The organism is Mesorhizobium sp. B2-7-2 (assembly GCF_006440775.1).
Taxonomy (GTDB): Bacteria; Pseudomonadota; Alphaproteobacteria; order Rhizobiales; family Rhizobiaceae; genus Mesorhizobium.
Map to the genome: position 1 here is coordinate 111433 of NZ_VFTZ01000014.1, position 18707 is coordinate 130139.

The following is an 18707-nucleotide window of genomic DNA, read 5'->3' on the forward strand; positions in this document are numbered from 1 at the left end:
CGTAGCGATGGAACCAGGCGTTTGGCACTGCAAAAGTGATGGTGAATGGTGAATGGGTATCATCAGAAGATCTCGAGCACGTAAAGTGCTGATCGCCGTTCACCATTTACTATTCACCATTCACTCTTTCCCTAATGCAAAACCAGCATATCGCCGGACGAGAACGAAATGTCCGCCTTGTCGCCTACGACGGGCGGCGGCGTCGTGGAATTGTTGAAGGTATCGAGCGATACTGTGTTGCCGCCGATGCCGACGCGCACGCGTATGACTGAGCCAAGGAAATGCACTTCGGCGATCTCGCCCGAAAGGCTGGTGTCATGGCCGGGCTGGCGCCCCAGCGAGATGGCTTCAGGCCGCAGCGCCAGCGACAGCGTGTCGCCTGACTTCGAACCGTTGAGCTTGCCTTTCAGCGAGACTTCCTGCGAGTTGACTTGCACCTTGCCGGACGCGGCGTCGGTGACCTTGCCCTCCAGCACGTTGAGCGTGCCGACGAAATTGGCGACGAATTTGGTCGCCGGCCGATTGTAGATCTCGAACGGCGTGCCGACCTGCTCGGCCTTGCCGCCATACATCACCGCGATGCGGTCGGAAATCGACAGCGCCTCTTCCTGGTCATGCGTGACGAAGATGGTGGTGATGCCGAGCTTCTTCTGGATCGAGCGGATTTCCTCGCGCAGCGACACGCGCACCTTGGCGTCGAGCGCCGACAGCGGCTCGTCGAGCAAGAGCAGCTTCGGCTTCGGCGCAATCGCCCGCGCCAGCGCGATGCGCTGCTGCTGACCGCCGGAAAGCTGGTAGGGATAGCGATCGGCCATCTGCGGCAGCTTGATGATGTCGAGCATCTCGGCGACCCGCCTGTCGGCATCGGCCTTCGGCATGCCACCGACCTTCAGCCCGAAGGCGATGTTCTGCGCCACCGTCAGGTTCGGGAACAGCGCGTAGGCCTGGAACACCATGCCGACATTGCGCTGGTTGGGCTTCAGCCTGGTGATGTCCTTGCCGCCGACGACGATCTTGCCGGCCGAGGGCTCCTCGAAACCGGCGACCATACGCAACACCGTGGTTTTGCCGCAGCCGGACGGCCCCAGGAAGGAGACGAATTCGCCCGGCTCGACGTCGAGATTGAAATCCTCCACCACGGTGGTGGCACCGAAGGATTTTCGAACGTGCTGGATGGAGAGGAATGGGTCGGCCATGGCGTGGTTCTCTCGATCAATTTGGGCGGTTCGCCGACTTCGGCGCGAAGCGGGACAGGATCTGGATCAGCGACATGCAGCCCCAGGTGATGGCGAAGGCGATGATCGCAAGTGCAGCCGGCTCATAGGCACGATTGGCGCCGATATTCTGCAGGTAAGGGCCGAATGCCGGCCGATTGAGCAGGCTTGCCATGGTGAATTCGCCGATGACGATGGCGAAGGTGAGGAAGGCACCCGACAGCACCGCGATCAGCACGTTGGGCAGGATGACGCGGGTGATGATCGTGCCCCATCCGGCGCCAAGGATTTGGGCTGCTTCCGTCAGCGTCCTGACATCGATGGTCCGAAGACCGGTGTCGACGGCGCGGTACATGTAGGGTAGCGCCAGCGTCGCATAGCCGATCACCAGCAACGCGCTTGCGCCGAGATCGCTGGCCAGGAACGGCAGCGGCGAATTCGAGCCGTACATACGGATATAGCCGAAGACGATGACGATCGCCGGAATGACCAGCGGCAGTAGCGTGATGAACTCGACGACCGGCCTGATTTGAGGCAATCGGAGACGGATCCAGTAGGCGGCCGGCACCACGATCAGCACGCCGAGGATGATGGTGAAGATCGCGGCGACCACCGAATACAGGAACGTCGCTTGGAAGCGCGGATCGCCGAGCACGACTTGATAGGCGTCGAAGGAATGGACGCCGCGCCGCATGCGCAGCGAAAACTCGAACGTCGCCAGCAGCGGAATGAAGAAATAGGCCGTGCCTATACCGAAGACGACCCAGGCCCAGAATTTGCCCGACTTCATTTCAGCCACCTCTCGGAACGGGTCCGGAACCAGATGTAGAAGACATTCGCCAGTCCGGTGATGACGATCATGCCGAAGGCGATCGCGTAGCCGAGTTGCGGGTTGTGCAGCACGTCGCCGTTGATCTGCGAATAGAGCTTGATGGGGACGATGTTGAGCTGCGGACCGGCGAACGCATAGGCCGTCGCGATCGCGCCGAAGGCATTGGCGAACAGAAGGATGACGGTGCCGAGGAAGCTCGGAAACAACACCGGTATCACCACCATGCGCCAGTACTGCCACTGGGTGGCGCCAAGCGTCGCGGCAGCCTCGTTCCATTCCTTCTTCAAGCCGTCGATCGCCGGCACGATGATCACCACCATCAGCGGGATCTGAAAGAAGAGATAGACCACGATCAGCCCCCACGTGGTCAGGAAATTGAATCCCAGCGCATAGATGTTGAGGTTGAATATGTCGCGCAGCAGCACCGTCACGATGCCGACGCGGCCGAGCGTTGCGATGAACGCGAAGGCAAGCGGCAAGCCGGCAAAATTCGAGGCGACGCCCGAGAAGGTCAGCGTCGCGGAGCGAACCCAGCTGGGCAGGCCGCCGCGCACGATGGCCACGGCAATCGCCAGTCCGGCGAAGGCGCCGACGATGGCCGACCAGAAGCTGATCTTGATCGAAACCCAATAGGAATTGGCGATCGAAGGATCGCTGACCAACTGCAGGACGTTGTCGAGCGTGAACCCGCCTTCCCCGGTCTGAAACGCGCCGATGACGAGATACAGCGTCGGCATGATCAGGAACATCAGGGCGAAGACGAAGAACGGCGCCACGCCGATCCATTGCGTCGGCAGGCGGAAAGCAGTCGCTTCGGTCGGCGGCGCGGGCTTGGTGGCAATAGACTGATTTGAAAGCGATAGATCGGTCATGCCCGGGCACCGTCTTCGAGGGAAACCCGGGCGGCCAGGCGGCCGCCCGGTGCATTTCAAGTCCTACTTGACGTTGGCGCCGACAGTGGCGTCCCAGTTCTTGCTGATGGCTTCCTTGGCCTTGCCCTGCTCGTCGAGCGTCGGGAAAGCCGCCGAGGCATAGGACTCAGCCGGCGGCAGCTTGGCCAGCACGTCCGCCGGGATCTTGCCGTTCTTGGCGAGATCGTTGAAACGGATCGGGTGGCAATAGCCCTTCAGCCAGCCGACCTGGCCTTCGTCGGAATAGAGGTACTCCATCCACAGCTTCGCGGCATTCGGATGCGGCGCGAAGGCGCTGATCGCCTGCACATAGACGCCGGCGACGACGCCGGTCTTAGGCACGATCACGTCGACGGGCGGGTTGCCCTTCAGCGTGTCGCGGCCGGCGAGCGCGTTGTAGTCCCAGTTGATCAGGATCGGCGTCTGGCCCTGGGCCAGCGTCGCCGGCTTGCCGACGACCGGAACGAAGTTGCCGGCGGCGTTGAGCTTCTTGAAGAACTCGAGGCCGGCTTTCCCGGCAGCTTCGCCAGCGGCGGCACCCGACGACAGGCCGGAGGCATAGACCGCCTGGATGGCCTGGTTCGACGCGCGCGGATCACCGGCGAGCGCGACCGAATTGGCGAATTCCGGCTTCTGCAGGTCGGCCCAGTCGGTCGGCGATTCCTTAACCAGGTCCTTGTTCACCATGAACGACAGCACGCCGTAATAATCGCCATACCAGGCACCATCGGCATCCTTGGCGCTGTCCGGGATCGAGTCCCAGGTCGACACCTTGTAAGGCATCAGCAGGCCGTCGGCCTTGGCGGTCGGGCCGAAGGACAGGCCGACGTCGATGACGTCGGGCGCCTGCGGGCCCTTGTTGTCCTTATTGGCCTTGATCGCCTCGACCTCGTCGCCCGAGCCGGCGTCGGGATTGAGCTCGTTGATGGTGATCCCCGGATACTTAGCCTTGAAACCGTCGATCACTGCCCCGTAGCCACACCAGTCATGCGGAAGCGCGATGGTGGTGAGCTGGCCTTCAGCCTTCGCGGCCTTGACGAGATCGTCCAGCGAATCCGCGGACGAAATCACCGTCGACGCAAAGAGCGCCGCGGCCGAGAGGGAAAGCACTTTCCCCGTGAACTTGAACATGTGTTCTCTCCGTTGAACTGGCGCGTTTAAGCGCCTGCGATGCGGGTATCGTTTTCGTGTGACAGCCGGATGAAGGCTTTTTGAAACCCGATCCCCGCGGCGAAAAAAGTTAACTCTTTTTAACGGACTGTAGCAATTAGCCCGCGCTTAATTTTCCGGCTAATGGTTATTCACCTTGCCCTTTGCCTTCTCCCTTCCCCTTTGGAACGCCTCTTCAGTCAACTCTTCGGCATTGAAAGCCGGCTCTCAGACGGAGCCGGCGATCGCATTGTCGAGCAGCGTCAGCGCCGCCTTCTTGGTGAGCTTGACCGGGTTGCCGCCGGCGGTCGGGTCGACTACCGCCATGTCGGCGATCAGCGTCTTGCGCTTCTTGTCCATGTCGAGGCCCTTGATCAGGCCGGGCAGCGCATGCGGCACCTTGAGCTCCTTGCGCAGCTTGACGATCGCCTTGGCGAAGCCGTCGAAGCCGCCCTTGATGCCGCAATAGGCGGCGAGCCTGGCGATACGCTCGTCGATCGCCTCGCGGTTGAAGGCCAGCACATAAGGCATGAACACGGCATTGGTCATGCCGTGATGGGTGTCGTAGAGCGCGCCGATCGGATGCGACAGCGAATGGATTGCGCCCAGCCCTTTCTGGAAGGCGGCGGCGCCCATGGCGGCGGCGCTCATCATATGGGCGCGGGCAACCAGATCCTTGCCGTTGGCGAAAGCCTTGGGCAGGTTCTCGAACACCAGCCTTATACCTTCCACCGCGATGCCGTCGGCCATCGGATGGTAGCCCGGCGCGCAATAGGCCTCTAGGCAATGCGCGAGCGCATCCATGCCGGTGCCGGCGGTGATGAAGGCCGGCATGCCGACCGACAGCTCCGGATCGGCAATGACGATCGCCGGCAGAAGCTTCGGATGGAAGATGACCTTCTTGGTGTGGGTCTCCTCATTGGTGATGACGCCGGCGCGGCCGACCTCGGAGCCGGTTCCCGCCGTGGTCGGCACCGCTATGATCGGCGCGATCGCGTCCGAGTTGGCCCTGGTCCACCAGTCGCCGACATCCTCGAAATCCCATACCGGGCGCGTTTGCCCGGCCTGGAAGGCGATCAGCTTGCCGAGGTCGAGCGCCGAGCCGCCGCCGAAGGCGATGACGCCGTCATGCTTGCCCTTCTTGAACACCGCGATGCCGGCGGTGAGATTGGACTCGACCGGGTTCGGCTTTACCTCCGAAAACACGCCGTAGGGGACCTTGGCCTCGTCGAGGATTTTCAGCGTCGATGCGACGACCGGAAGTTTTGCCAGGCCCGGGTCGGTGACGAAGAGCGGGCGCTTGATGCCCGTGGCAGCCAGCACGTCCGGCAGTTCCTTGATACGCCCGGCGCCGAAACGGACGGTGGTGGGGTAGTTCCATTTGGAGATCAGCTTGGACATGTCTTGTCTTTCAAAAGTCAGATTGCTTCGCGCAGGTGATAGGATTTCGGCCGGGTCAGATTGTCATAGCCGATGGCCGAGAGCGCGGCGCCCTTGCCGGTGTCCTTGACGCCGGTCCAGACCAGCGCCGGGTCGAGATAGTCGCAGCGGTTCATGAACACCGTGCCGGTCTCAACGCGGTCGCCGATGGCCACCGCGCGCTCCGTGTCTCGCGTCCAGATCGAGGCGGTCAGCCCGTATGGGCTGTCGTTCATCAGCGCGATCGCCTCCTCGTCATTGCGCACCTTCATGATGCCGACGATCGGCCCAAAACTTTCCTCGCGCATGACGCTCATCTGGTGGTCGACCCCGGTCAGCACTTCCGGCGCCAGATAGGGCGAGCCTGGCCTGTCGTTCTCGACCTTCATGTTGATATGCGCCTTGGCGCCCTTGCGCAGCGCCTCGGCTTTCTGCTCGCGGATCAGGTCGGCGAAGCGTGGCTGCGCCATCGGCCCCATGGTCGTCGCCTGTTCCAGCGGATTGCCGACGACATAATTCCTGGTCTCGGCGACAAAACCCTCGACGAACTCGTCATAGATCTTTTCGTGCACATAGACGCGCTCGATACCGCAGCAGCACTGGCCGGAATTGAAGAAGGCGCCGTCGACCAGATTGGCGACCGCATGATCCATCTTGGCGTCGGGCAGCACATAGGCGGGGTCCTTGCCGCCGAGCTCGAGACCGAGCGTCATGAAGGTGCCGGCCGCGGCCTTCTCGATGGAGCGGCCGCCGCCGACCGAGCCGGTGAAATTGACATGGTCGATCTTGCCGGAGCTGAGCAGCTTCTCGGTCTGGGCGTGGTTCATGACCAGGTTCTGGAACAGCCCCTTTGGCAGGCCGGCCTTATCGAAAGCCTGCTGGAAGCGCTCGCCGACCAGCAACGTCTGCGCGGCATGCTTGAGGATAACGGCACTGCCCGCCATCAAGGCCGGCACGATCGTGTTGACCGCGGTGAGATACGGATAGTTCCAAGGCGCGATCACCAGGACGACCCCGAGCGGCACCTTCTTCACATAGCGGCGGAAGCCGTCCTTCGGGTTGGAAGCCAGCACCGGCTTCAGCGCGGCTTCGGCGATCTCGACCATATAGTTGGTGCGTTCCTTGACGCCGCCGAACTCGCCGCCATAGCGCACCGGCCGGCCCATCTGCCAGGCGATCTCGGGCACGATCTCGTCTGTCATCGCAACCAGGGCTTCCAGCATCGCCAACATGTATTTGCCGCGCTCGACGACCGGCGTCTCGGCCCATTTTTCTTGCGCCGCCCTCGCGCGCTCGACCGCCGCGTTGATCGCCTGGTAGCTCGCGACCGGCCGCTCGGCATAGATCGAGCCGTCGATGGGGGATTTGAGTTTCACGGTTTCCAATTAAACGCTCTCCAGTTTGTCAGCAGGCAATGGCTCGAACGTGGCCCTGGGCTGCATAAGCCAGAATGGCCCGGTCTCGCGTTATGATCGTCTGATCGCGCTCTCTTGCAGTGGCTATGAGCATCCGGTCGACGGGATCGTTGTGCACCGTGCCAGGAAGATGGGACGCAGCCACAAGGATGCGGGGAGTGACGCCTTCCACCGTAACGGCCGCCGTCTCCACGAACTCTTCGAACCAGCGTTCGGGAGTCCTGATGGAGGGCAGCCTGCCTTTTGAGACCAGCATTCCGATTTCCCAAGCCGACATGACCGAGACAGCGATCGTACAGGCGTTCTTTCGTGCACGGTTCACCGCTTCAATCGCCGTTTTGGTGACCGGCTGCCGCGCCGACGACCAAAGCACGAAGCAGGTATCAAGCAGCAGCCCGTCATCTGTCATACACTTTGCCCCAGTCGGGATCCGCGGGGGCGGTGTAGTCAACTTCGGGAAGCAGCTTCAGCGTTCCGGCCATGCATCCAAACAAAGGGTCTGCGCCTGGAGGCGGCACGACATAGTTTTCCTTCACGTCGGTATCGTTGTTGAAATCCACATGCCCCTCCATGAAACCCGGTTCGCTTTCCAGCGCAGGGCGAGGCTTTGCGTCCGCAGGGTCGGATGAAGAACCCAGGTGGACCAATATCTCGCTGACGGGCCGATCGAAAACTTCCGCGATCTTGCGTATTTCATCGACTTGCATACGCCGTTCGCCGTTGAAGGTTCGCGACAGCGCGCTGTAGTGCATGCCCAAGCGGACGGCCATGCTGCGAACCGTTAGTTTGCGCTCCCTCATCCTGCTCATGAACCACGCCTTGTCGATGCCAGGCCTGCTTTCCGACAACGTCGCCTCCATGTTGCGGTACTATAACCGCGACATATTGCGAAAATCACAACAACGTCAATACCTCTCAAAGCCCCTGTGCAGCTCCCAATCCGTGATGCGGCGGTCATATTCGAACTGCTCCCAGCGGGCGGTGTGCACATAGTGCTCGATCACGTCGTCGCCGAAGGCGTGCTTCAGCATCTTCGACTTGGCCAGCGTTTCGGTGGCGTCGCGCAAAGTCTTCGGAATCTCGGGCAGGCGCGAGGCCTGATAGGCGTCGCCGACGAACGGCTTCTGCAGCTCCAGCTTCTCGTCGATGCCGGCGAGGCCGGACGCGATCAGAGCGGCGAAGGCGAGATACGGATTGAGATCGGCGCCGCCGATGCGGCATTCCATGCGGATGCCCTTGGTGCCCTCGCCGCACAGCCGGAAGCCGGCGGTGCGGTTGTCCTCGCTCCACATGATCTTGGTCGGCGCGAAGGTTCCGGCCTGGAAGCGCTTGTAGGAATTGATGTAGGGCGCCAGGAACCAGGTGAATTCCTTCGCGTATTTGAGCTGGCCGGCCGCCCATTGCTGGCCGAGGCTCGACAGCGTCCAGTCGGCCTTCTTGTCGAAGAACAGCGGCGTCTTGCCGTCCGCGCTCCACAGCGAATTGTGGATGTGGCTGGAATTGCCGGCCAGCCCGTAATTGTACTTGGCCATGAAGGAGATGGCCTTGCCCTCGGAATCGGCGATCTCCTTGGCGCCGTTCTTCAGGATGACGTGGCGGTCGGCCATCTCGAGCGCCTCGGCATAGCGCACATTGATCTCTTCCTGGCCGGGACCCCACTCGCCCTTGGAATTCTCGATCGGAATGCCCGCCGCTTCCATCTCGTTGCGAAGCCGGCGCATGACGCCTTCTTCCTTGCTGGTGATGCCGATCTGGTAGTCGCCGATATAGGGCGAGGCGCTGTCGAGCCCCTGCCAGTGCTTCTTGCGCGCGGAATCGTAGGTTTCGCTGAACAGGTAGAATTCGAGCTCGGAGGCGAAATAGCCGATATAGCCGCGCTCCTGCAGGCGCTTGACCTGCTTCTTCAGGATCGCGCGCGGCGAGTGCGCCAAATCCTCGTGGTCGTGATGGTCGAGCACGTCGCAGATGACCAGCGCCGTCTTCTCCAGCCACGGAATGCGCCGCAGCGTCGACAGGTCCGGCTTCATGACGAAGTCGCCATAGCCCTTCGACCAGCTCGCCGCCTTGTAACCCGGCACCGGCTCCATATCGATGTCGCAGGCCAAGAGATAGTTGCAGCCATGCGTCTCGCCATACGCGGAATCGACGAAATACTGAGCCAGGAAGCGTTTGCCCGAGAGCCGGCCCTGCATGTCGACGATGCAGGCCAGCACCGTGTCGATCTCGCCGTTCGAGACCGCTTTCTTCAATTGATCGAACGAGAAATTCCCGGCCATTCCTTTGGCACTCCAGCGCTTGTCGATTGAAAGGGAGAAACAAAACCATGGCCGGCATTGCGCCGGCCATGATCATGAAGCGAAGTGTCAGTGGCCGGTCTCGCCGACCGCCACTTCGGCTGCCGCAATTTCCGCCTGACGGCGAGCAATATCGGCCCCGATCGGCGGGCCTTTGAACCGTTTGGATTCTATGCCGAACCACAGCACCGCGAGAAGGATGATCAAGCCGATGGCATAGTTGATCAAGATATCGAAGGGCGGCTGGATACCGGCATACATCAGGATCAGCACGCCGAGGATGGTGATGATCGCGAACGGCTTGGACCACATGCCCAGACGGAACGGACCGAATTCGGTCCAGCTCTTGCCTTCCGCAAAAAGGCCGGCCGCCACCGGCATCGCATAGGACACATAGAGGAACAGCGCGCAGCCGGCCGCCAAAGCCGCGAAAGCCGGCGAGTAAAGCGTCGCTGCGATCGAGAGGACGGCTCCAAGCCAGATCGCCGCCACCGGCGTGCGCCATGTCGGGCTGACGGTTTTCCACATGGAGGAGCCGGGCAAGCCGCCATCACGCGCGAAGGCGAATATCATGCGCGAGGTGGAGGTCAGTCCGGCCAGCGCGCAGATGTAGTTTGCTACCACGATCGCGATGGCGATGATGCTCTTCAACCAAAACGGCGCCGGCAGGTTGTTGAAGAGGTTGAACCAGGCGTTGCCACCATCCTTGGCGGTAGCGGCCAGGTCCCGGCTTGCCAGCACGAAGGAGACGGCCATGACGAAGCCGAAGATCAATGACCAGAGAACCGAATGGATCATGCCGCGCGGCACTGCCACCCGGGCGTTGTGGGTCTCCTCCGAGGTATGGGCGGAGGCGTCAAAACCGGTGATGGTGTATAGTGGATAGAGAAGACCGATCAGGAAGGCGACCAGCGCCGTCCGTGCAGTCGGCACATAGCCGCCACCCGCATCGCCCGTGTTGTTGACGAAGGTGGTCAGTCGCGAGAAATCCCAGCTCGCGCCCCAGATCAGGAACATCGCGGTCAACACCACCGCGACGACCAGGATGAGATAGCCCGAAAAGTCGGTCAACGCGGTGGTCAACTTGATGCCGAAATGGTTGAATAGCGCCTGCGTCACCGTGATGATCACGACCCCGATCACCTGCTCCTGATAACCCCAGGCCGACACATCGTGGCCGAACACACCGGCCCAGACGAGGTCCTTAAAGAGCGCATAGACGCCGACATTGACCGAGGCAACAACGAAGATCAGGCCAAGCAGGTTGATCCATGCCGTGGCCCAGCCCCAGCCACGCCCGCCAAGGATTGAGGACCAGTGGTAAAGACCGCCCGCGGTCGGATAGGCTGAGCCGATCTGGCCGAGGGAGGCGGCGACGACGAGCGCGAAGACGCCGCCGATGGCCCAGCCGATAGTCGCCTCGAAACCGCTGCCGGTGGCCATGGCCAGCGGGAACGAGGTGATGCCACCCGCCAGGATGCAAATGATCGAGAAGGAAATGGCAAAGTTGGAGAAGCCGCTCATGCGGCGAGCCAATTCCTGGGCGTATCCCATGCTGTGAAGGACTTTTACGTCCTCGGACTTGTCGAATTCTTCAGGTCTCATTTTGGAAGTCCCCTATCTGGTTCTTAGCTGGCCGATTGTACTGACTTTCCCATTGCGCGTTGTCGGGAGCCCCTGGCCTCGTCGGGCTCCAGATTCGAGAATATGCCGGTGAGCAGATCCGCCCATTTCCGCTGCCCGGTCTCGCCGGAGATTTCGTCGTTGCGGATTTCGATCATCGCGCAGGCAAGGCCGCGCGAACGCGCGTGCCGCTCCAGCGTGAAATAGACGCGGTCGGCCGGCGAATAGGGTTCGTTGACGCCGACGGTGACGCCGGAGAGCCGCTGCAGCGCCGATATCAGCGGCGCCGCCAACCGGCGATCCTCGTCATGGATGATGCCGATATGCCATGGCCGGCTCTTGCCCTTATAGACCGGCGTGAAGGAGTGCACCGACACCAGCCGCGTCTCCTGGCCGCGCGCCAACCGCTCGTCGATGATCTGGGCGATCGTATCGTGGAAAGGGCGCCAGGCCAGGTCGACGCGCGCGGCGCGCTGCTTGTCGGATAGATCTGTGTTGCCCGGGATGGCTGTCGTCTCGCTAATCGGCGGCACGAGGTCCGGCGCGTCGAGCGGCCGGTTGCAATCGATGACGAGCCGCGACACGCGGGTCTCGATCAAGGTGGCATCGAGCGCTTCGGCCATACGGCGGGCGACGGGAAGCGCGCCGGGGTCCCAGGCGATGTGGCGCGAAAGGTCCTCAGCCGGCAGGCCGAGCGTCCCGAATTCGGCGGGCAGGACGTTGGAAGCGTGGTCGCAGGTGAAGACGAAGGGGCTTGAACCGCCGGGGTTCGTCACCCTTACGGTTTCAGACGGTGCAAGGCTGGTGGGCCGTGCTCTCTCCATACTGCCGTCCCCTGGGGGGGGCGCTGTATCGAATGTTACGTATTTTGTCTCATTGCGTCCCTATGAATGATTTCATACAGTTTGACCGGCTTTGTCAAACGCGAATTCGGGAAAACGGCGGCGACGGGCGAACAGGCGGGGGAAAACCATGGTTTCCAGCATTGCCGAACTGATCTCGGACCGCATCGGGACGATGCCGGCCGGCGAGCGCCGCGCCGCCCAGACGCTGATTGCCAACTATCCCTTGACCGGGCTGAAGACAGTCGCCGAATTCTCGGCCGCGGCCGGCGTGTCCTCGCCGACGATCCTGCGCTTCGTCGCCAGGCTCGGCTTCCAGAACTACCCTGAATTCCAGTCGGCGCTGCAGGATGAGTTGGCGGCGCAATTGCAGTCGCCCGCTTCGCGCACGCTCAATCCAAGCTCGGCCGGCGGCGCCGTCTCGCCGATGCTCGAGGCAACGCTCGACAACATGCGCGAGACCTTCCGGCACCTCACCGACAGACAACTGGCAGACATTGCCACGAGACTTGCCGAGCGGCGCGGCAAGACCTTCCTGATCGGCGGCCGTTTCACCGATCCGCTGGCGCGCTACATGGCCGCTCACCTGGCCATCATCCAGCCGGATGTCTATCACCTCGCCGGCCAGGAGAGCATCTGGCGCGACCGGCTGATCGACATGGGCAAGCGCGACGTCCTGGTGATCTTCGACATCCGCCGCTACCAGGAAAGTCTCGTCCGCTTCGCCGAGAAGGCCCATCACCGCGGCGTGCAGATCATTCTCTTTACCGACCAGTGGCTTTCGCCGATCGCCCGCTTCGCCCGCCACGTGATCGCCGGGCGCACCGCCGTGCCCTCGGCCTGGGATTCGTCCGCCGCACTCTTCGTCGTCGTAGAAACGCTGATCGGCGCCGTGACGAGGCAATTGGAAGCCGCCGGCGCCAAGCGCATGCGAGACCTGGAGAGCTTGCGCTAGAGCGGGATGATTTCAGGTCGGACAAACCTGAAATCTGAATCCGTCTCTAAGCCGCCTAAATCAACGCGGGACCAGCCGAGCAGCTACTTTACGATCCTGCCCTCGATCGACCAGCGTGCTGCCAAAAAGTTCAGCACGGCGGCGACCACGACGCCGATGATCTTGGCCGGCCAGACGCCGACAGCCCCCGCAAGGGCGGCGATCGAGAGACTGGAAACGCCGAGCGAAATCAGCGCTCCGAGCGAGACGAAGCGCAGGAAGGAATGGTGCAGCCGGATGTCCGGGTCCCGCTCGAACGACCAGAAGCCGTTCGCCACGAAGGAGAAGAGCACCGCGACGAACCATGCGCCGACATTGGCGGCCAAAGCCGGCACCGCGAGCTTGAGCAGCACGAAGAATGCGGTGAGATCGATGCCGGTGTTGACCAGCCCGACCAAGGCGAAACGGACGATCTTGTTGCCGGTCGAACGACGCGGCTGGCCTGCGCTCATGCTTTGCCGTCCCTGACGCGCATTCCGGCCCGTACGAGGCTGGCGCCGAAATCCTCAGAACTCAGAACCGTGAACTCGACCTCACGCGCGCCCTGCATCGGGTCTCGCGCCCGTAAAATGTCATCGACTTGACCCGGATGGCACATGAACACCCCGTGTTCGGGCAAGGTGTCGACCGCGGCGCGCAGCGTCGGACCGAATTTTTGCGGCTGCCGCCAGTCATAGATGCCGCAGAGCGGCGTCATGACGCTGAAGCCCGCCCGTTGCATCGACCTGTTGAAGCCCGCGGCCAGAGCGGCGATCGCCGCGATCTTGGCCGCCGCGTCCAGGCCGGCAAGGCTGGGCGCGCCGCGCAGCGCCGGCTTGTGTGCGCTGCCTCCAAACCGGGCGAGCAACCAATTCCGTACCACGGGAAGAAAATGCACGTGCTGGTGCCCGTCGATGTGATCGGGCGGGCCGGCGAGCGCTTCGGTGAAGCGGTCGTACTGGGCGTCGAGCTCGGCATGAACGTCCCGCTCATCGATGCGCCCGCGCCGCACCGGCAGCGCAAGAGAGGCAAGCCCGGGCAACTTGCCTTCCGGCGCCAGGCTGGACGAACCGGTTGCGGCTATCTGATCGGTGAGGGTCAGGTGCAGCCCGATGGCGGCCCGTCGACGCAACGGCTTGATACGCGCCGCCGCCTCTTCCCATTCGGCAAACCCGGTCATGCAACTGGTCCCGGTCAGGCGGCCGCGCTCGATGAGGTCGAGGATCGCGCTCGATACCCCCGGCGCAAGCCCGTAATCATCGGCGATCAGGCGGATCGGCCGGGTCATTTGCCGGGAGCAACCTGCTCGGCGGCATTGCCATGCAGCACGTCGCGCACGATATAGACGGGCCGGTCCTTGCTTTCGCTGAGCGTGACCCAGACATACTCTCCGATCAGGCCGAGCAGCGCCAGGTTGAGGCCTCCAAAAAGCACGACGGCGACCATGATGCTGGGGTAGCCAGGCACGGCGATGCCATAGAACAGCACCTCGAAGAGCACCTTCACGCCATAGGCCAGGCCTGCGAATGCCGCGAGCAATCCGATCAGGCTGATGACGCGCAGCGGGATCACGGAAAACGAGGTGAACCCTTCAAGCGAGAACGCGATCAGGTTGAACCTTGTCCATTTCGACCTGCCGCTTGCGCGGTTTTCCGGCGAGTAAAGCACAGCCTTCTGGCGGAAGCCGGCCCAGGCGAACAGACCCTTGTTGAAGCGGCGCTTGTCGCGCACGCTGGTCAAGGCACGCGCCACCGCGCCGCGCATGACACGGAAATCTCCGGCATTCTCGGGAATATCGAAGCGCTGGCTGCTGTTGATCAGCCTGTAGAAAAGCCGCGCCAGCTGGCTGCGCCGCCAGCTCCCCTCGCGCCGGTCGTTCTGCGCGTAGACGACATCGATCTGCGGATGCTCGACCAGCTCGCCGATCATCCTCAGGCTGATATCCATGGAATGCTGGAGGTCGGAATCCATGATCAGGACCATGTCGCCACGGGAATGATCGAGCCCGGCGAGCACCGCCGCTTCCTTGCCGAAATTGCGGCTGAGCCGCACGATCTCCCAGGAGCCGGAGAGCGCGGCCGCGAACGTCTCGGCGCTGCCGTCGCGGCTGCCGTCGTCGACGAGTATCTTGCGGACCGTCATGCCGAAGCGCTCCGCCACAGCCACTTCCAGCCTGTCGAGCAGCCCAACAAACGCGATGGCGGATTCGGCCTCGTTGAAGAACGGCGCGATGATGTCGAGCATCTCAGCCATGCGCGACGGCTCCGGCGACAGGCGCCTTCTGTTTGTCTTGCGTCCAGAACCAGCCGACGAGCACGCAGGCAATTATGCTGATGCTGATCGGCCGGAACCATAGGTGGAAGAAATCGTGCAGTCGCAGGTCGACACTGGTCAGTCCGGTGACGAAGAGAAGCGTGGCCAAAAACCAGCACATGGCCCTGGCTCCCTTCTCCCGCCAAAGCAAGGCGATGGAGAGACCGGCAGGCACCGCCACCATGGCGTAGGTGTTCTGCTCGACCCGCGGATTGAAGACGCACATGTAGAATGCCGCGGCGAGGAAGATGGCGAGTCCGCTGATGTTGGCGTCCAGCCTGCGATCGAGCTGGAGCACCAGCCAAAGCGTGAGCAAACCCGCGACGACGCGCATGATCGTCGCGTCAAACTCGGAAATCGGGATGCCAAATCGCATGAAAGGCGCCGTGAAGTCGGCCGGAACGAAGGGGCCGGTCGGGTCCACCGTCATCGAAGTCAGAAGCCGGAAGAAATCATGATATTGCGCGTTGACGTAGTCGGTCGACGCAAAGCCATAGGGTATGGCGAGCGCAACGAGCACCGCCAGCACCAGCACCGGTATCAGCCGGGGACGCAGCGCCCCCGCCAGAAGCAGCATGATGATCGCGGTCGGCTTGGCAATGATCGCAAGCATGGCCCAGAAGAAGGTTTCGGCCCGGCGCCCCTCAACTGTCGACCGCGTGAGAAACCAGCACGCCCCTGTGAGCAGGATCGTCGCCTGGCCATTGCGAAGCGCTGCCAGCGCCACCGGCAAGGCGAGGAAGAGACCGAAGGACAGCAGCCATGTCTGCTCCTCGCCGCCAAGCTTGCGCACCTGACGCATCGCGGCAACGGTCAGGACGCCGAAGCCCAGCATGTGCCACAAAATATTGCCCAGATAGGGCCCGAGCTTCAGCAGAGGAACATAGAGGACGGCGAAGGCGGGAGCGTATAGATACCCCATGGCAACTTCGACCTGATACAGCGGCTGGCGATCCAGAAAAGCTTCACTGCCATGCCTGTAGATATGGACCACCGAACGCGCATCGGGCGACCATAGCGCCAGACCAAGCACAAGCAGAAACGACCCGGCCCAAAGCCAAAGCCCCAAACGGTCGAAAACCGGCTTGGTTACCATCATAGCGCACCCCGCGTTCCGACCAGGACGGCTTTCCCATCGCCGCCTGGTTTTCCACCGCCGGCGAGATATCACATCGAATGGAATAAAACATCCGAACGTGGCTGTTACCGGCGCAAGGCAAGGACGGCGCAACAGCGGCTTTTTTCCGCCGCCGTCTGGTCGATCACAGCTTTGTGTTCAAGGCATTGGTCTGGTCTGAACGGCTGCGGTCGGCGCTCGGATTGCCTCACGGCCTGATGAACACCTTTCCGTTTGGCTTGGCGAGCTCGGCCGGCAGCCTCGCCATCGCTTCGTCGAGCGGCACGACCGCGGTGACGTCGGTCGACCAGCGTCCATCGGAAAAGCGCTTCTGCGCTTCCAGCACCGCCGGGCCCAGCCTGTCGCGGAACTGGCGCATCCATTCGGCCAGCCAGAACCCTTCGACGCGCTTGTGCTGGAAGATCAGTTGGCCGGGCTCGCGGATCACCGTCGGCTCGGCGTCGAGCCTTCCATAGACGATCCAGCGCGCGCGTTTCGGCATGGCATTGAAGATGGTCGAAGCCAGCGGGCCGGTGACCGCGTCGAGGAACATGCGCGGCTGCTCGGCCTTCATCGCCTCGCGCAACGCCGCCTCGAAATCCGCCGCTTTCTCGTTGAGCACACGAGCGGCGCCGAGCTCCTTCAAAAGCGGGATCTGCTCGTCGCGACGCACGGTGACGATCGGCCGGAAACCTTCCTCCTTCGCCAACCCGATGATCAGCTTGCTGAGCTGGCTGGCGCCCGCGGTCATGATGAAGGATTTTTCGCCCTCCTCCTTGACGATGTCGAACATGGCCAAGGCCGTCAGCGGATTGACGATCATCGCGGCGCCGTCCTCATCGCGCACGGTGTCGAGAAGCGGAATGCAGGACGCGGCCTCGGCAACCGCATAATCCGCCCATGCGCCCCAGTTCGACACGCCGGTGGCGAAGGCGACGCGTTTCCCTGCAAGGCTCCTTGCATAGGGATCGTCACCCGTGGCGACGACGATGCCGACGCCTTCGAAGCCCGCCGGCCGGCCCTTTACCCGCGGCTGGCCGTACTGGCCCTTGATGAAGGCGATGTCGGACGGGTTGATCGAGGCGAGGCTGACCTTGATCAGCGCCTGCGACGGACCGGGTGCCGGCACCGCGATGCTGCCGGGCTGGAGGTAAGGCTCCATCGCCTCCAACGCGGCCGCCGAGGGCGTCCTGGTGTAACTGTCGCCGACAAGCAGCAAGCCCTGCATTTGCGAAGGAAGCGTCATGGCCGTCAGACCTTCTCCTGCGTGTATTTCTTCAGTTCCGTGCGCGCCACCTGCCGCCGGTGCACCGCGTCCGGCCCGTCGGCCAGCCGCAGCGTCCTCAAATGCGTCCACGAGCGGGCGAGCGGCGTGTCCTGGCTGATGCCTTGCGCGCCGAACATCTGCACCGCCTCGTCGGTGACTTTCAGCGCGACGCGCGGCGCCACCACCTTGATCTGGCTGATCCAGGGCGCGGCGGCGCGAGCGTCCCCCTGATCAATCATCCAGGCAGCCTTGAGGCATAAGAGCCTCGCCATCTCGATCTCCATCCGGCATTCGGCGATGATGTCGAAATTGCCGCCGAGCTTTGCCAGCGGCTGGCCGAAGGCCTCGCGCCGCACCGAGCGTTGGCACAGCATCTCCAGCGCCATCTCGGCCTGGCCGATCGCGCGCATGCAGTGATGGATGCGGCCAGGCCCCAGCCGCCCCTGCGCGATCTCGAACCCTCTGCCCTCGCCGAGGATCAGGTTCGCCGTCGGCACCCGAACATTGTCGAATCTCAGATGCATGTGGCCGTGCGGCGCGTCGTCATCGCCATAGACCTGCATGGGCCGCAGCTTGGCGATGCCCTTGCTGTCGGAGGGCACCAGGATCATCGAATGACGGCGATGTTGCGACTCCTCGTCCGAGCCGGTCCTGACCATGACGATATAGATGGCGCAGCGCGGATCGCCGGCTCCGGAAGCCCACCATTTCTCGCCGTTCAGCACATAGTCGTCGCCTTGCCGCTGGCAGCGCATCGAAATATTCGTCGCGTCAGAGGACGCGACGTCCGGCTCGGTCATCAAATAGGCCGAGCGGATTTTCCCCTCGAGCAGCGGCTCCAGCCAGTCGCGCTTGTGCGCTTCCGATCCGTAACGCTCCAGCACCTCCATGTTGCCGGTGTCGGGCGCCGAGCAGTTGAAGGTCTCGGCGCCGAGATGTGCCTTGCCCATCTCTTCGGCCAGATAGGCGTATTCGACGGTGGAAAGGCCGTAGCCGCGCTTGGAATCGGTGAGCCAGAAGTTCCACAGGCCGCGCTCGCGCGCTGTCTTCTTCAAGCCGTCCAGGATTTCCGTCTGCCTAGCCGTATAGGCCCAGCGGTCGCCATTCTTGCCGACTTCGGCGAGGAACTCTTCGCCGAGCGGCGCGATCTCGTCGCTCACCATCGCCGCCACGCGCTGATGGATTGGCTTCAGCCGCTCGGTCATGCCGAGATTCATGTCGGTCATCGCTTCCGGCCTTTCCGAAGATAAATCTTTACGCGTGGCAAGGATGACCGTACTTCGGCTAGCCTTGTCAACGCGAGTCCTTGGGCGAGTCCCGGCCGGCCGGATGCGGAGA

18 protein-coding genes are annotated in these 18707 nt (G+C 62.8%); 1 reads left to right on the plus strand and 17 read right to left on the minus strand.

Annotated elements, in window-relative coordinates; genetic code table 11:
- Positions 1-131 precede the first annotated feature (131 nt).
- From FJ425_RS19615 to FJ425_RS19665, 11 genes are all read right to left on the minus strand, one after another.
- Entirely contained in the window at positions 132-1196 is a 1065-nt protein-coding gene (locus tag FJ425_RS19615; RefSeq protein WP_140632506.1) for an ABC transporter ATP-binding protein, read from the minus strand.
- Between the two features lie 16 nt (positions 1197-1212).
- Positions 1213-2004, minus strand: coding sequence for an ABC transporter permease (locus tag FJ425_RS19620; protein WP_140632509.1), 792 nt, complete (start codon positions 2002-2004; stop codon positions 1213-1215).
- The gene (locus FJ425_RS19625) at positions 2001-2795 is read right to left on the minus strand and encodes an ABC transporter permease subunit (RefSeq protein ID WP_224524636.1); all 795 of its coding nucleotides are present in this window, start codon (positions 2793-2795) and stop codon (positions 2001-2003) included. The genes FJ425_RS19620 and FJ425_RS19625 overlap by 4 nt, the downstream gene beginning before the upstream one ends.
- A gap of 186 nt (positions 2796-2981) precedes the next feature.
- Complete coding sequence (locus FJ425_RS19630) at positions 2982-4088, minus strand: ABC transporter substrate-binding protein (RefSeq protein ID WP_140541890.1); 1107 nt, start codon at positions 4086-4088, stop codon at positions 2982-2984.
- 246 nt (positions 4089-4334) lie between these two features.
- Positions 4335-5507 (minus strand): iron-containing alcohol dehydrogenase, encoded by a 1173-nt coding sequence (locus FJ425_RS19635; RefSeq protein ID WP_140725505.1) that lies wholly within the window; start codon positions 5505-5507, stop codon positions 4335-4337.
- Between the two features lie 17 nt (positions 5508-5524).
- Positions 5525-6910, minus strand: a complete 1386-nt coding sequence (locus tag FJ425_RS19640) for an aldehyde dehydrogenase family protein (RefSeq protein ID WP_140632515.1) — start codon at positions 6908-6910, stop codon at positions 5525-5527.
- Positions 6911-6929: 19 nt separating this feature from the next.
- Positions 6930-7349: a type II toxin-antitoxin system VapC family toxin gene (locus FJ425_RS19645; RefSeq protein ID WP_140632518.1), complete on the minus strand. Its 420-nt coding sequence runs from the start codon at positions 7347-7349 to the stop codon at positions 6930-6932.
- Positions 7339-7788 (minus strand): helix-turn-helix transcriptional regulator, encoded by a 450-nt coding sequence (locus FJ425_RS19650; protein WP_181164932.1) that lies wholly within the window; start codon positions 7786-7788, stop codon positions 7339-7341. The genes FJ425_RS19645 and FJ425_RS19650 overlap by 11 nt, the downstream gene beginning before the upstream one ends.
- Before the next feature lie 57 nt (positions 7789-7845).
- The gene (locus FJ425_RS19655) at positions 7846-9216 is read right to left on the minus strand and encodes a glutamine synthetase family protein (protein WP_140632524.1); all 1371 of its coding nucleotides are present in this window, start codon (positions 9214-9216) and stop codon (positions 7846-7848) included.
- Between the two features lie 87 nt (positions 9217-9303).
- Positions 9304-10839, minus strand: coding sequence for an amino acid permease (locus tag FJ425_RS19660; protein ID WP_140632527.1), 1536 nt, complete (start codon positions 10837-10839; stop codon positions 9304-9306).
- Between the two features lie 23 nt (positions 10840-10862).
- Positions 10863-11681, minus strand: coding sequence for an N-formylglutamate amidohydrolase (locus FJ425_RS19665; RefSeq protein WP_140632530.1), 819 nt, complete (start codon positions 11679-11681; stop codon positions 10863-10865).
- A gap of 148 nt (positions 11682-11829) precedes the next feature.
- Between FJ425_RS19665 and FJ425_RS19670 the strand changes: the two genes are divergently transcribed.
- Positions 11830-12654, plus strand: a complete 825-nt coding sequence (locus FJ425_RS19670; RefSeq protein WP_140632533.1) for a MurR/RpiR family transcriptional regulator — start codon at positions 11830-11832, stop codon at positions 12652-12654.
- Between the two features lie 83 nt (positions 12655-12737).
- On the opposite strand, the gene FJ425_RS19675 is transcribed toward FJ425_RS19670, so the two are convergent.
- From FJ425_RS19675 to FJ425_RS19700, 6 genes are all read right to left on the minus strand, one after another.
- On the minus strand, positions 12738-13145 hold the full coding sequence (locus tag FJ425_RS19675) for a GtrA family protein (protein WP_140632536.1): 408 nt from the start codon (positions 13143-13145) through the stop codon (positions 12738-12740).
- Complete coding sequence (locus tag FJ425_RS19680; protein ID WP_140632539.1) at positions 13142-13960, minus strand: ChbG/HpnK family deacetylase; 819 nt, start codon at positions 13958-13960, stop codon at positions 13142-13144. Before FJ425_RS19680 ends, FJ425_RS19675 begins: the two co-directional genes overlap by 4 nt.
- Complete coding sequence (locus FJ425_RS19685) at positions 13957-14925, minus strand: glycosyltransferase family 2 protein (RefSeq protein ID WP_140632542.1); 969 nt, start codon at positions 14923-14925, stop codon at positions 13957-13959. Before FJ425_RS19685 ends, FJ425_RS19680 begins: the two co-directional genes overlap by 4 nt.
- The gene (locus FJ425_RS19690) at positions 14918-16084 is read right to left on the minus strand and encodes a glycosyltransferase 87 family protein (RefSeq protein WP_140632727.1); all 1167 of its coding nucleotides are present in this window, start codon (positions 16082-16084) and stop codon (positions 14918-14920) included. The genes FJ425_RS19685 and FJ425_RS19690 overlap by 8 nt, the downstream gene beginning before the upstream one ends.
- Before the next feature lie 226 nt (positions 16085-16310).
- Positions 16311-17348, minus strand: a complete 1038-nt coding sequence (locus tag FJ425_RS19695) for a zinc-binding dehydrogenase (RefSeq protein WP_140632545.1) — start codon at positions 17346-17348, stop codon at positions 16311-16313.
- 5 nt (positions 17349-17353) lie between these two features.
- Positions 17354-18595 carry an acyl-CoA dehydrogenase family protein gene (locus FJ425_RS19700; RefSeq protein WP_140632549.1) on the minus strand — a complete coding sequence of 414 codons (1242 nt, stop codon included), beginning with the start codon at positions 18593-18595 and terminating at the stop codon, positions 17354-17356.
- Positions 18596-18707: the final 112 nt, after the last annotated feature.

Excerpts from the sequence above, each read along its gene's own strand:
- FJ425_RS19615 (WP_140632506.1), bottom strand. The coding sequence starts at position 1,196 with ATGGCCGACCCATTCCTCTCCATCCAGCACGTTCGAAAATCCTTCGGT.
- FJ425_RS19620 (WP_140632509.1), bottom strand. The coding sequence starts at position 2,004 with ATGAAGTCGGGCAAATTCTGGGCCTGGGTCGTCTTCGGTATAGGCACG.
- FJ425_RS19625 (WP_224524636.1), bottom strand. The coding sequence starts at position 2,795 with ATGTTCCTGATCATGCCGACGCTGTATCTCGTCATCGGCGCGTTTCAG.
- FJ425_RS19630 (WP_140541890.1), bottom strand. The coding sequence starts at position 4,088 with ATGTTCAAGTTCACGGGGAAAGTGCTTTCCCTCTCGGCCGCGGCGCTC.
- FJ425_RS19635 (WP_140725505.1), bottom strand. The coding sequence starts at position 5,507 with ATGTCCAAGCTGATCTCCAAATGGAACTACCCCACCACCGTCCGTTTC.
- FJ425_RS19645 (WP_140632518.1), bottom strand. The coding sequence starts at position 7,349 with ATGACAGATGACGGGCTGCTGCTTGATACCTGCTTCGTGCTTTGGTCG.
- FJ425_RS19655 (WP_140632524.1), bottom strand. The coding sequence starts at position 9,216 with ATGGCCGGGAATTTCTCGTTCGATCAATTGAAGAAAGCGGTCTCGAAC.
- FJ425_RS19660 (WP_140632527.1), bottom strand. The coding sequence starts at position 10,839 with ATGAGACCTGAAGAATTCGACAAGTCCGAGGACGTAAAAGTCCTTCAC.
- FJ425_RS19665 (WP_140632530.1), bottom strand. The coding sequence starts at position 11,681 with ATGGAGAGAGCACGGCCCACCAGCCTTGCACCGTCTGAAACCGTAAGG.
- FJ425_RS19670 (WP_140632533.1), top strand. The coding sequence starts at position 11,830 with ATGGTTTCCAGCATTGCCGAACTGATCTCGGACCGCATCGGGACGATG.
- FJ425_RS19675 (WP_140632536.1), bottom strand. The coding sequence starts at position 13,145 with ATGAGCGCAGGCCAGCCGCGTCGTTCGACCGGCAACAAGATCGTCCGT.
- FJ425_RS19680 (WP_140632539.1), bottom strand. The coding sequence starts at position 13,960 with ATGACCCGGCCGATCCGCCTGATCGCCGATGATTACGGGCTTGCGCCG.
- FJ425_RS19685 (WP_140632542.1), bottom strand. The coding sequence starts at position 14,925 with ATGGCTGAGATGCTCGACATCATCGCGCCGTTCTTCAACGAGGCCGAA.
- FJ425_RS19690 (WP_140632727.1), bottom strand. The coding sequence starts at position 16,084 with ATGATGGTAACCAAGCCGGTTTTCGACCGTTTGGGGCTTTGGCTTTGG.
- FJ425_RS19695 (WP_140632545.1), bottom strand. The coding sequence starts at position 17,348 with ATGACGCTTCCTTCGCAAATGCAGGGCTTGCTGCTTGTCGGCGACAGT.
- FJ425_RS19700 (WP_140632549.1), bottom strand. The coding sequence starts at position 18,595 with ATGACCGACATGAATCTCGGCATGACCGAGCGGCTGAAGCCAATCCAT.